This is a genomic window from Hyunsoonleella jejuensis, from assembly GCF_900111025.1.
GTDB classification, from domain to species: domain Bacteria; phylum Bacteroidota; class Bacteroidia; order Flavobacteriales; family Flavobacteriaceae; genus Jejuia; species Jejuia jejuensis.
Genome location: NZ_FOFN01000002.1, coordinates 165,482 through 178,229 on the forward strand (window position 1 = coordinate 165,482; position 12,748 = coordinate 178,229).

Below are 12,748 nucleotides of genomic sequence, written 5' to 3' on the forward strand. Positions count from 1 at the left end.
CATCTCAACTAAATGGGTGCGTTCAATATGCTACTTATAGATGCTATACAATCCTCTTGCGATTTCACTTTGGTATGAAGCGCTAAACTACCATTGCCATAAGGCCCATAAATAGCTTGATTATCTCTTGAAAATAAACCAACGGTTGGTGTTAACGCTGCGCTTGCTAGGTGCATTACGCCATTATCAGCAGCTATAAAAATTGAAGTGTTTGCAATAATGCCACCCATTTCGCGAATATCTTTACTATAAAAGTTAGGTGCCTTGAAGTTTATTTTTGAAATGTTTTCTATGGGTAACATTTCAATAATATTATATGCTTTGGCAAAATTATCAGTTAGTTTCGCATAGAATGATTCCCACCACTCTTCCGAGTAGCATTTATTACCTGTAGCGTTCGTATAAATACAAATGGTTGGTTTTTCATTTTTCACTAAATTATTTAATACTTGTTTGCCATTTGAAATTTCATCAACAGAGAGCTTTAAATTTAAAACCGGGAGGGGATTATAATTTTCTGGATATCCCAACTTAGAAAGATACCATCTTAAATTGTACACCGGATATTTAGAAATATGCAGGTAATCGTCATACCTTGCCTGTATATCCTTGTGAACATCACCAAAAACCTTAAGTGGAGCTTTGGCTAGATTTGTTAACAATCTACCAGACGATGAATCCTTATCGCCATTAATTACCATATCATAACGTTTTCGTTTTATGGAAACCCAACACATGACGTACTTGAATAAATTGCTAAAAGGTTTTCTAGGTAGTTGATAGATTTTATTGATAGATGGGTAATTTTCAAAAACTGGATACGCTACACCGCCTTTTACAAACAAATCAATTTCACATTCTGGAAACGTATTTTCTACCTCTTGAACTAGTGGTGTGGTTAAAAGCTGATTTCCTAGACGATGATTTGGTCTTATAATTAAAACCTTTTTTATAATAATATTTTTACCAACCTCAAGCGTTGGCTCTAAATACGAACTCCCTACCCTCTTGGTAAGTGCATTCATTACCAGTCGTCGCTTTTGATTAACCCAACTTTTAAAGCTCATTACATGTTTTTAAGTTCACTTACCAAATCGGTTAATGCAGCTTTAGCATCACCGAATAACATCGATGTTTTAGAATTGAAAAACAATTCATTTTGAATTCCTGCATAACCAGCATTCATACTTCGTTTGTTGACAACGATGTGTTTTGCATTTTCAACATCTAATATAGGCATTCCATATATAGGGCTAGAAGGATCGTTATGTGCAGCTGGGTTAACTACATCATTGGCCCCAACGACTAAAACCACATCGGTATTCGTGAATTGAGGGTTAATATCATCCATTTCTACCAATAAATCATAATCTACATTAGATTCAGCTAATAAAACATTCATATGCCCAGGCATTCTTCCTGCCACAGGATGTACCGCATATTTTACGTTTACCCCCTTTTTCGATAAAATTTCTTCTAATTCATGAATAACATGTTGCGCTTGGGCAACTGCCAATCCATAGCCCGGAACAATAATCACATTAGTAGCATAATTCATCATTATCGCAGCATCACTGGCTGTAGTTTTCTTAATAGTTCCTTGAGTTTTACCAGACCCAACAACAGCCTCATCGCCGCCAAAAGCACCAAATATCACCGAAGCAAGTGTTCTATTCATGGCTTTACACATTGCTACAGTAAGTATAATTCCAGCAGATCCTACTAAAATACCACCAACGAGCATAACCATATTATCATAAAGAATTCCTGTAATAGCTGCGGCGATACCCGTAAGTGAATTTAATAACGAAATCACTACAGGCATATCGGCACCTCCAATAGGCAGCACAAACAATACGCCGTAAATAAGTCCGCCAACTAAAATACCATATGTAAACAGAGGGCTGTGGTTTCCTGTAACTATCATAAATACCGCAATGGCCATAATAGCTAAAAAGAAAATATTATTAATACTATTATACTGAGGTAATTTCACTACACTTTTTAGCGAGCCATTCAATTTTCCCCAAGCAACTAAACTACCTGAGAACGTGATGGCACCGATGATAATACCGGATACAATAGTGGTAGCTTGAAGCGTGTCGTCAACCGATTTACTAAATTCTACCAACCCGATTAATGCAGCACTAGCCCCTCCAAAGCCATTAAATAAGGATACAAGTTCTGGCATTTTTGTCATTTCAACCTTAATAGCTATTAAGTAGCCAATAATACCTCCCAAAGCAATGGCAACCCCAATAAGAATGTAGATAAACGGTGCGACTTTTATATCATGAATAAAAATAGTACCAAGTATTGCCAGCCCCATACCAATAGCTGCAACCATATTACCGCTTTTAGCGGTATCTGGATGACCCAATCGTTTTAAACCTACAATAAATGTTACTGTAGCAATCAAATAAATTACGCTTAATAAAACACTCATTACTTTCTCTTTTTAAACATTTGTAACATTCTGTTGGTAACCGCAAAACCTCCAACAACATTTATAATTCCAAATACAACAGCTATAAACCCAAGTGATAATGCTAAATAATCATCAGGACTAGAATGAAGCATAACTAATATTGCTCCTACAATTACAACACCACTTAAGGCATTAGCGCCAGACATTAATGGGGTATGCAAAACAGCAGGAATACTTTTTATAACCTCTATGCCAACAAAAATGGCTAAAATAAGTATGTAAACAATCTGTAGATTATCACTAATAAATTGAATGAATTCGTTCATGATTTTAGTTTTTTCGGATAGTTCCTTCTTTAATAATTAGAGTTTCATCAGTTATTTCTTCTTCTAAATCCCAATTAAATTTGGCGTCTTCAGTTAAATGCACTAAAAAATTATAGATGTTCTTTGCATATAATTCACTCGCGTTGGTAGAAACACTTTCAGGTGCTATAGTAGTTCCAATTACCTTTACTCCGTTTACAAATACCGTTTCATTAAGTTTGCTCAACTCGCAGTTACCACCTTGTGCCGCAGCCAAATCGATAATAACAGCACCATTTTTCATCTGTTCTACCTGTTCCTTCGTGATTAAAGTTGGCGCTTTTCTCCCTGGAATATTTGCAGTTGTAATTACCAAATCTGCTTGAAATAATGATTTGTTTACAGCTTCCTTTTGCTTTCTTACATAATCTTCTGAAGCCTCTGTAGCATAACCTCCTTCAGATTGCTCGCCTTGATTGTCGACTGAAATAAATTTAGCACCTAAAGATTCTGCTTGCTCTTTTGTTTCGCTTCTAATATCGGTGGCCTCTACAACAGCTCCCAATCGTTTTGCTGTAGCTATTGCTTGTAATCCAGCCACACCAACCCCGTAAATCAATACTTTAGATGGCGTGATAGTACCTGCGGCAGTCATCATTAACGGAAAAATCTTAGTCATTTCATAAGCTCCAAGAATTACAGCTTTATAACCTGCAAGGTTATTTTGAGAGCTCAATACATCCATATCCTGTGCTCTAGAAATTCTTGGCATCGCGTCCATGGAAAAGGCTGAAGCACCTTTAGCAGCTATAGCTTTAATGAGTTTTGGGTTCGACTTATGATAGAGCTGACTTATTAGAACGTGACTTTTATCCACTAATTTTAAATCCTCTTCATCAAACGGATTAATCTTAATCAGAACATCAGCTTCCTTAAATACAACACCTCGTTTTTCGATATTAGCACCAACTTCAGTAAAATTCTCGTCTTTGTATGAAGATGCTTCTCCAGCTGATTCTTCAACTATTACCGTAAAGCCTTTTGCAATTAATTGTTTAGCAATATTTGGAGATAATGAAACCCGCTTTTCGCCTTTTTGGGTTTCTTTTAGAATACCAATTTTCATTTTGGTTTGGTTTGTTTAGTTTGTTTTTTGAAAAAGAAATAAAGCGTTTTAATAGAATTAGTACCCTATAACAACTTGTTAACTTTAACATAAAATTAAGAAACAAAGATAACCAAATAGCGCTATTCTACACTCACAGAAAAATACTTTTACGAATAGTTTAGTATAACCCAATTTTTGTTGAAAAGCTTTTAAAAATAAAGGATATACATCTAAATTTAGTTATTACAAAAATTGGTGGTTGTTTAAAAAATCTATTCCTTTAGCTTAGACTTATAGGTAACGTTTAAAACGAGTCCTGTTATTATTAAAGCGATTCCCAAAAGACTCCAAAATGAATATATTTCACTGAATAAAGCTACACCCAGCAATAACGTGAAAACCACTTCTAAATATTTAAAAGGAGCAATTTTAGTCGTTTTTACTATTTGAAATGCCTTTGTCATATAAACCTGCCCGAAATACCCAAAAAAGCCTAATCCAAAAACCATTAGCCATTCCCAACCTTTTGGAGTCACCCAATAATTGAGTGCCAACAAACCTCCCACTATTGTCGAAATCACCATAAAGTAATTTACAACTACAACGGGGTGGTCGCTCTTGCCTATTTTATTAATAATTACATAAACCAAACCAACAAAAACAGCAGAAACAAAAACTAATGATAGGCCATAAATACTTAATGATGCATCAAATCCTTTTAAAACTATAACGCCAGAAAAAGCGATAATAAAGAAAAGCCATTGTATAGGACGAATAGCTTCTTTTAATAAAATTACTGCAAAAATTGCTGCAAAAATTGGACCCATATAGCGCAATGAAACTGCAGTGCCTATTGGTAAGTATTTAGTTGACATAAAAAATAGCGTCATAGAAGTAACACCTACCAGCCCTCTGACGATGAGTAGACCTTTTTTATTTCCCAATATAGGGATATTGTTTTTAAGCAAATAGCCGAAAGTAAAAAAGAGGCAACTAAACGACCTGAAAAACACTATTTGGAAGGCATTCATGTGCACCAAATGTTTCACTATACCATTCATACAAGCAAATGATAAAGTACTTACTACCATGAATGCAATAGCCTTTTTAAGCTCCAATGAATTTAGTGGTTAAGAGGTTACTCTTTTGGCGCATATCCGTGAATTTCTTCAAACACCTCATCAAAATTTACTCGTAAATAGGAATTTAACTTTTTACGATAATCGCCACGTAACCATTCTACAAAGTTAAAGGTACTTTTGCTAATGCATTTGGTATAACGTTTAATTCTAAAATCTATATCATCTCCCAATTTTTTGGCCAGCGCCAAAGCATCATAAACATCCTCACTGTTTTCAATACAAATTTTTGCATGTTGTGCGATAGAACGCTCTAAAACAACCTTTGTGGATTCTCCTGCTCTTATAGCATCTACATAGGTTTTTTGAATGTCAAAGTACACCTCTTCTGAATTACCAAATTCTGCACGCAAAGCATCTGGCATTTCATATCTAAAATTACTTTCTAGCTCTTCGTCGCTCAACAAGGAATCTAAATAATAATTAGGCGATTTAAAAATACGCTGCCAATCTAGGTTATCGCCCCATGGGCCAAACCTGTGGAAATTATTCCCCAAATCGATTACCTGAAATGTATCTTTATTCTCTAAAACACGAGAGCCGCGACCTATCATTTGATAATACAAGGTTAGAGATTTTGTAGCACGATTTAAAATGATACTTTCCACTGTAGGCTCATCAAAACCAGTGGTTAAAATACTTACGGAAGTTAGTATAGCATCAGGGGTTTTCTTGAACCATTTTAATATCATGGCCCTTTCCTTCTTAGTATTAGTATTATCTAGGTGTGCGATGGGATATCCGGCTCTTCTAAACGTATCATATACATGCAATGATGTATTAATTCCGTTATTAAATATCAATGTTTTTTTGCCTTTAGAGCGTTCTTCGTAAGCACGCAAAAGCTTGGTGAGCATATTATCATCGGTATATAAATCTTCAGATGACTTTACCGTATAATCGCCATTGGCGCCTACTACAAGACTCGTTAAACCAACATTGTAACTAAACATTTCAGCACGTGCCAAAAATCCTCTCTTTATAAGAGATTCTATAGACTCTCCAACTATCAACTCATCATAATTATCTGTCATTGGCAATTCCATACTAGAACTCAATGGAGTTGCAGTGACACCTAGTATAAACGACTGACTAAAGAATTTAAATAACTTAGTGAAAGAGTTATAATGTGCCTCATCAATAATTACTAAACCAATATCAGAGATATCGAGTTTATCATCGTTCAAACGATTATTTAAGGTTTCAACCATGGCTACAAAACAACTATATTCACCTTGGTCGCTTAAGTCTGCCTTACTATCTATAACTTTATTTATTACACCAAATTCTGTTAGCATATTCGAGGTTTGCTTACACAATTCTATACGGTGTGTCATTACCAAAACCTTTTTCTTTTTGGTGTTTAAATATTGCCTAACAATTTCAGAAAATATTACAGTTTTTCCTCCACCCGTTGGCAATTGGTATAGTAAATGGTAATCTGCTGGAGACTCTTCAAAAGCGGTAAAAATTTTATCTATAGCTCCTTTTTGATAGCTATAGAGCTCTTTTCCGGTTTTTCTTTCTAAGAGTTCAGTTTTAGAAATCGACATATGTACTGTTTAGTAAATTGCAAAAGTAACACCTTTCTTGGGTTTATTAAAGTTGTTTTCTCTAAAGTTATCCAATGGATTGTTGATAATAATTTTAATCTTAGAATGTTAAAAATTCATAAAAGCCATTTAAAACTGTAACAAAACGTTCCCTTTTTATTCTTATGAACTAACCATTACAAATTTTTAGTTTAATCTTAAACATATCTATTAAAATGAAATCTTATCTTTTAAAATTGAGCAGTGCTTTATTCTTATTTTTGGGCATGATTACACATTCAAGTGCACAAGATGTGACAGGGTCTTGGAAAGGAACATTATCTGTTCAAGGCATGGAAATGCCATTAATTTTCGATATTAAGGCAGAAGCCGACAACCTGTCTTCGACTATGGATAGCCCTTCACAAGGGGCCACTGGAATACCCATGGACGAAACCACTTTTACAGCTGATACCCTTACAATTAAATTCAATCAAGCTGGTATAAAGTATGTAGCAACATTGAAGGATAACATGTTAACAGGAACATTTCACCAAGGCGGTATGGAATTCCCCTTAAACTTAGAAAAAACAGTGAAAACCCTTCCAGGCAACACAGATTTACCAACCTCTGACGAAGACCTCGCTAAACTTGCCAATTGGAATCCCACAAATTATAAGTATTCGGTGGCAGACTATTTTGCAAAACCAAAGGCGAGCTCATTTCAATTTTCACCAAACGGCACCTATCTATCGTACAGAGAAAAAGATGAAAATACAAAAAGTCATGTGTACGTGAAAAACACAGAAACTGAAGCGGTTACTCGGGTTATTGAAGAAAAAGAAGAATTAATAAGAGGTTATGGATGGGCTAACGATAATCGTCTCATATATGTTATGGATAAAGGCGGTAATGAAGATTATCATCTGTTTGCTGTAGATATAGACGGATCTAACCAAAAAGAACTCACTCCTTTTGATGGTGTAAAGGTGAATATTTTAAATGGTTTGAAAGAGGATAAAGAGCACATGATTATATCTATGAATAAGAACAATCCTCAAATTTTTGAACCCTATAAAATTAATATCATTACTGGTCAATTAAAACAGCTTTATAAAAATGATGACGCAGCAAACCCAATTAATGGCTACGAGTTTGATAAAGACGGAAATCTTAGGGGATTTTCTAAACTTCGTGAAGGTGTAAACGTAGACCTATATTATACTTTTGATGGAGAACATTATGAGGTTATAAAAAAGTTGAATTGGAAAGATAGTTTTAGCATTTCGTCTTTTAATTACGCAACCGATTATCCACATGATGTTTATGTTGTTTCAAATTTAGATAGTGATAAAACACAAATTTATTTGTATGATATCAAGGAAGACAAAGTCATAAAAAAGTTGTTTTCAAATGAAAACTACGATGTTTCTGGCTTGGGACTATCCAGAAAAAGAGGATACGAACTAGACTATTTTTCTTTTGAAGGTGAAAAAAGACAAATTGTTCCAGTGAGTGACTTTTATAAAAAGATTCATAATAACATAACTTCGAAATTTCCTGGATACAACTACTCAATTCCCGATGCAACGGATGATGAACGTAAATATTTAGTTTTTATCCAAAGTGATAAATTATATGGCACCTATTACTCCTATGATACGAAAACTGAAGAATTCAAATTACTTTACAATTTGATGCCAAATTTAATTGAAAAAGACATGGCCGAAATGCGCCCAATTACATTTAAAAGTAGAGATGGAAAAACCATTCATGGTTATATTACTCTGCCAGAGGCCGCATTAAACGGAGAAAGCGTACCTGTTATTGTGAATCCGCATGGTGGCCCTCAAGGTATAAGAGACTCTTGGGGTTTTAATCCTGAAGCGCAATTATTTGCTAGCCGTGGATATGCTACATTACAAGTAAACTTTAGAATATCTGGAGGCTATGGTAGAGAATTCTTAGAATCTGGATTCAAGCAAATTGGTAGAAAGGCTATGGATGATGTAGAAGACGGTTTACAATATGTAATAGACCAAGGATGGGTTGATAAAGATAATGCCGCCATTTATGGTGGTAGCCATGGTGGTTATGCGGTATTAAGAGGCATGACCAAAACCCCAGATTTATATGCTTGTGGTGTGGATTATGTTGGGGTATCAAATATCTTCACATTTTTCGATTCGTTTCCAGAATATTGGAAACCATATACAAAGCTTGTAAAAGAAATATGGTATGATTCAGATATTCCAGAAGAAAAAGCAATTATGGAAGAGGTATCTCCGGTATTCCATATTGATAAAATTAAAAAACCTCTGTTTGTAGTTCAAGGTGCAAATGATCCTAGAGTGAACATTAATGAATCTGATCAAATTGTATCTGCATTAAGAGCTAAAGGTGTAGATGTACCATATATGGTAAAGTATGATGAAGGGCATGGTTTTGGAAAAGAAGAAAACCGAATTGCATTATATGAAACAATGATGGGGTTTTATGCAAAACACTTGAAACCTGAAATAAAACAGCCTATAAAAGATTAAAAGTTAATAAGCTCTATAGATAAAAGCCGTTTGTTTATTCAAACGGCTTTTTTTGTGTGTTTTTAAAAACTATTTTTGTATTTCTTAAATATTCAATTATGCAAACCAACGATAAATCGGGAGTTACGGAATATCTTGCTTCATCAGAGCGCTATGATAAAATGACTTATAAAAGAACTGGTGAAAGTGGTGTACTTTTACCAGCAATTTCATTAGGCTTATGGCATAATTTTGGGTTTGTAGATAGCATTCAAAATGCAAGAGACGTATTGCGTTGTGCTTTTGATTTAGGTATTACACATTTTGATTTGGCGAATAACTATGGGCCGCCATACGGTTCTGCGGAAGAAAATTTTGGAACGATTTTAAAGAAAGACTTCAAATCGTATCGTGATGAATTGTTTATTGCGAGTAAAGCAGGATTTGATATGTGGCCAGGGCCTTATGGCAATTGGGGTTCACGAAAGTATTTAATGGCAAGTTTAGACCAAAGTTTAAAACGTATGGGGTTAGATTATGTTGATGTATTTTATCACCACAGACCAGACCCTGAAACGCCTTTAGAAGAAACCATGGGCGCGTTAACTGATATTGTTCGTCAAGGAAAAGCCTTATACGTTGCCATTTCAAACTACCAACCTAAAGAAACACAAAGGGTTGCAGCACTTTTAAAGGCTTCTAATACGCCTTTTATACTACATCAGGCACGCTATTCTATGTTCGACCGTTGGATTGAAGATGGACTTTTAGATACTTTGGAAGATAATGGTGTTGGTTGTATTACGTTTTCACCTTTAGCACAAGGTATGTTGACGGATAGATATTTAAATGGTATCCCAAAAGACTCTAGAGCAGCTAAAAGTTTGACATATTTAGATAAAGAAACAGTAAATAGTAATATTTCTAAAATTAAAAGTTTGAATATCATTGCTCAAAATAGAGATCAGAAGTTATCCCAAATGGCCATTGCTTGGATATTGAGACACAAACAGGTGGCTTCAGTTTTAATTGGGGCAAGTTCAGCTGATCAATTAAAAGAAAATGTAAAAGCCTTGGATAATTTGAGTTTTACAGATGATGAGTTAAAGTTAATTGATAACATTACAGGATAATTCACTCCTTAATTATTACAACAGTAACCTTAACGCCTGTAGCTAGTGCCCATACCTTATTAGAAATTCTGTTGTCATTCTCGTCCACAATACGATATTCTGCGGTATTTGGTCCAGAAGCCCCAGTATTAAGAGCTTGAAATACAATTTCGTTAAAGCCCTCTTTTAAATCAAGTTTAAATCCGCTAAACCCTTGCGTTAAATAAGCTCTTGGTTGTATTATATCGCCATTTACATAAACACGTAATAAATCACCATCGATGGCAGAGTAATCTCTATACATTATCCGTATAGATTTTGCAGTAGTTCTATAATCACCCCAATAGGCATCTTCTTTTAAACCAGAATTTTCGCCATGACCTTCGGGAAGTAATGTTTTTTCAATTTTATCAAGTTTCTTGGTATATAATTCTCCAGGATTACCAAATTCCTCTTGAGGAAACATGGAGAATTCCCTTTTAGGTAATTCTAATTTCCCAACTACTTTTGGAGACTTAACACCACTAAATTGATCATTCTGTTTAGGTTTTTCAGGAGAAATCTTTTTACTATCCGTGGAATCTTTTGGCGCTTCAATAGCAGGTATAATCGCACCAGATTTCTTTTTAGAATCTATTTGTGCGTTACCGATAGCCGTAAAAGCAAAGACTAAAAAACAAGTAATTATAATTCTCATATATCCTTTAACTTAAAGGTTTAAGTATTCAGAAACATGCTCCAAAGATATTTTTTTATCTTAAAACCTGGTATACATGCCTCTTATTTTATAACTATTTAACAATAACTATACCTAAATAGTCTCAACACCCCTTCTCTCCTTTCTAAAAACACTAAAATCTGTTAAAAACTGTTAATTTATTACTTTGTTATACATAGTACTGTAACAAAAATGATTTATGCTCGTCTATTCTATATACATCAATTAAAAAACAACAATTATGAGAACTTTAAACAGTAACCAAATCACGGAAACATTAAACAGTAGTAAGTCTAACGTATGGAATAGCAAAAGACGTTATAGATAATCGTAACTTTTATTCCATTATTTAATTCATCAATCAAAAAAACATCATTATGAGAACTTTAAACACAAATCAAGTAACAGAATCATTAAACGGATCGAAAACCAATACTTGGAACAGCAAGAGACGTTATAGATAATATAACGTCTTAAACTTCCTTAACAAAAAACTTCGGTAGTAATATGGAGGAATCCTTATAAAACTAAACATCATCAATCAAAATGCGAACAGTTATCAAAATATCAAAACACCTTAAGGGTATTACGGAAGAAAATTTATTTTCCAATAAGCGCATCTTAAGTTTCCCAAGTAATCAAACATCTTGGGCTCGACTACATCATCAGATGCGCTAGTAAAACACTCTTGATTTATGGTATCGTTTTTGTTTCTTAACTGAACATTAACAATAACACTTAAATCATGAGACGAACAAAAGAACGCCCAGAAGTAAATGCGGGGCCTATGGCAGACATCGCATTTTTATTATTAATCTTTTTCCTAGTAACAGCAGTAATTCCCAAAGACCAGGGGATTTATCGTAAACTTCCAAAAGAGTGTCTTCCAGAAGAAGATTGCAATATCCTTATCCCAGATAGAAACATATTAAAAATCGTCATCAACGCAAAAAATGAAGTTATGGTAGACGATGCTATTGTTTCAGTTTCTGAAGTAAAAGACCTTGCAAAAGCCTTTATTGATACTAATGGAGACGGTAGTTGCACCTATTGTAATGGCGGTAAAATTGAAACAGCTTCAGATAATCCTTCAAAAGCTGTAATTTCATTAAGATCAGACCGAAATACCAATTAGAATCAATTTATTGAAGTTCAAGACGAACTTACAAAAGCGTATTTTGAATTGCGAAAAACCTACTGCGAGTCTGTTTTAAAAAAACCAATCGACAAGTTAACCGAAGATGAGTTACAGCAACTAAAAAACGCTTATCCGTTTATTCTTTCTGAAGCAGAAACCAGGTAATCATTAGAGTATATTTAAGTTTTTGTGATTAGAATTTTTGTAGGCTATTTTTGATGCAGTATGAGGCAAAATTTTTAAGCATAGCGATGTTACGTTTCAAAGTTTCAACGAAATAATGCGCAAAAAGAGGCGCAAAAAAATAATTGACGAAATCTTAAATAGACTCTTAGTCTATTGGAATACCGTAATCGATACAAACACGCTGCCTGCCCCAAATTTTAGCAGCTTTTACATCAATGCCCATATAAACATCAATACGGTTTCGCCAACGTGAATGCATTTTATCTTTCACTAAATAAATACCCTCTAATCCCTCAATGATTACGGGTGTATTATGTTTTAAACCCAGTGCCAACAAATCTCTAGACACCGCAATATATTTAAGTCCTGGTTGTAAAGTATCCCCAAAAGCAGTGATATTAGGGTCGCCATCCGTTTGATACGCTAACGAATTATATGCCGTAGCAGTAACCATTCGCGAGTGCCAATTATAAGAATCGGGTATATCCTCTGCAGAATTTTTACAACTAAATACAGCTGCAAGACATAAAATGCATAAGTATTTTAGAATTGTTCTCATA

Annotated in this window: 11 protein-coding genes; 3 read left to right on the forward strand and 8 right to left on the reverse strand. The window is 34.4% G+C overall.

Annotation, left to right across the window (positions count from 1 at the left end; all coding sequences use genetic code 11):
- Positions 1 to 8: 8 nt before the first annotated feature.
- From BMY39_RS07470 to BMY39_RS07495, 6 genes are all read right to left on the reverse strand, one after another.
- The gene (locus BMY39_RS07470; RefSeq protein ID WP_092578185.1) at positions 9 to 1,067 is read right to left on the reverse strand and encodes a glycosyltransferase family 9 protein; all 1,059 of its coding nucleotides are present in this window, start codon (positions 1,065 to 1,067) and stop codon (positions 9 to 11) included.
- The gene (locus tag BMY39_RS07475) at positions 1,067 to 2,446 is read right to left on the reverse strand and encodes an NAD(P)(+) transhydrogenase (Re/Si-specific) subunit beta (protein WP_092578187.1); all 1,380 of its coding nucleotides are present in this window, start codon (positions 2,444 to 2,446) and stop codon (positions 1,067 to 1,069) included. The genes BMY39_RS07470 and BMY39_RS07475 overlap by 1 nt, the downstream gene beginning before the upstream one ends.
- The gene (locus BMY39_RS07480; RefSeq protein WP_092578189.1) at positions 2,446 to 2,754 is read right to left on the reverse strand and encodes an NAD(P) transhydrogenase subunit alpha part 2; all 309 of its coding nucleotides are present in this window, start codon (positions 2,752 to 2,754) and stop codon (positions 2,446 to 2,448) included. Before BMY39_RS07480 ends, BMY39_RS07475 begins: the two co-directional genes overlap by 1 nt.
- 4 nt (positions 2,755 to 2,758) lie before the next feature.
- A complete protein-coding gene (locus BMY39_RS07485; protein ID WP_092578191.1) occupies positions 2,759 to 3,859 on the reverse strand; it encodes a Re/Si-specific NAD(P)(+) transhydrogenase subunit alpha in 1,101 nt (366 codons plus the stop codon).
- 254 nt (positions 3,860 to 4,113) lie between these two features.
- Positions 4,114 to 4,959 (reverse strand): DMT family transporter, encoded by an 846-nt coding sequence (locus BMY39_RS07490; RefSeq protein ID WP_245738209.1) that lies wholly within the window; start codon positions 4,957 to 4,959, stop codon positions 4,114 to 4,116.
- 20 nt (positions 4,960 to 4,979) lie between these two features.
- Positions 4,980 to 6,533, reverse strand: a complete 1,554-nt coding sequence (locus BMY39_RS07495) for a DEAD/DEAH box helicase (protein WP_092578195.1) — start codon at positions 6,531 to 6,533, stop codon at positions 4,980 to 4,982.
- Positions 6,534 to 6,799: 266 nt separating this feature from the next.
- Between BMY39_RS07495 and BMY39_RS07500 the strand changes: the two genes are divergently transcribed.
- A complete protein-coding gene (locus tag BMY39_RS07500; protein ID WP_092579148.1) occupies positions 6,800 to 9,055 on the forward strand; it encodes a S9 family peptidase in 2,256 nt (751 codons plus the stop codon).
- A 98-nt stretch (positions 9,056 to 9,153) separates the two neighbouring features.
- Positions 9,154 to 10,167: an L-glyceraldehyde 3-phosphate reductase gene (gene mgrA / locus BMY39_RS07505; RefSeq protein WP_092578197.1), complete on the forward strand. Its 1,014-nt coding sequence runs from the start codon at positions 9,154 to 9,156 to the stop codon at positions 10,165 to 10,167.
- Between the two features lies 1 nt (position 10,168).
- Here mgrA and BMY39_RS07510 read toward each other — a convergent pair whose 3' ends face one another.
- Positions 10,169 to 10,843: a hypothetical protein gene (locus BMY39_RS07510; protein WP_092578199.1), complete on the reverse strand. Its 675-nt coding sequence runs from the start codon at positions 10,841 to 10,843 to the stop codon at positions 10,169 to 10,171.
- A 766-nt stretch (positions 10,844 to 11,609) separates the two neighbouring features.
- On the opposite strand from BMY39_RS07510, the gene BMY39_RS07515 reads away from it, so the two are divergent.
- Positions 11,610 to 11,999 (forward strand): ExbD/TolR family protein, encoded by a 390-nt coding sequence (locus tag BMY39_RS07515; RefSeq protein ID WP_245738210.1) that lies wholly within the window; start codon positions 11,610 to 11,612, stop codon positions 11,997 to 11,999.
- 334 nt (positions 12,000 to 12,333) lie between these two features.
- Here the strand turns inward: BMY39_RS07515 and BMY39_RS07520 are convergent, their stop codons facing one another.
- Positions 12,334 to 12,747: a 3D domain-containing protein gene (locus BMY39_RS07520; protein ID WP_177176566.1), complete on the reverse strand. Its 414-nt coding sequence runs from the start codon at positions 12,745 to 12,747 to the stop codon at positions 12,334 to 12,336.
- Between the last annotated feature and the right edge of the window lies 1 nt (position 12,748).